The sequence below is a fragment of the Tersicoccus phoenicis genome, from assembly GCF_001968835.1.
Classification (GTDB): Bacteria; Actinomycetota; Actinomycetes; order Actinomycetales; family Micrococcaceae; genus Tersicoccus; species Tersicoccus phoenicis.
On the sequence record NZ_MRDE01000117.1, the window covers coordinates 1 to 467 of the forward strand.

Consider the following 467-nt stretch of genomic DNA (forward strand, 5'->3'; position numbering starts at 1 on the left):
GCTGCGCGCGCAGGAAATTTGAGAAGGGCTGTCCTTAGTACGAGAGGACCGGGACGGACGAACCTCTGGTGTGTCAGTTGTACTGCCAAGTGCACCGCTGATTAGCTACGTTCGGATGGGATAACCGCTGAAAGCATCTAAGCGGGAAGCCTGCTTCAAGATGAGATTTCCATACCCGTGAGGGTTGAAGGCCCCCAGCTAGACCACTGGGTTGATAGGCTGGATGTGGAAGCGAGGACTGAAGACTCGTGAAGCTGACCAGTACTAATAGGCCGACAACTTACACCACACACCCCCCGGGGGTGTGGTCAGAATGCAAGCTCTGCTCCGCGTCCACCATGCAGCTCCCGAACCACAAACCCCTCACCCCGGAACCCGGGGCGGGCGGGAACACCAGGGAAGCAACCGGACACCAGCCGGTGTCCCAACACGTCACCCCAGAAACGGGGGAATAGCGTTACGGCGGC

At 59.1% G+C, this 467-nt stretch carries 1 rRNA gene; it reads left to right on the top strand.

From position 1 onward, the window contains the following. A 23S ribosomal RNA gene (locus BKD30_RS15380) occupies positions 1-289 on the top strand; the annotation flags it as partial. Between the last annotated feature and the right edge of the window lie 178 nt (positions 290-467).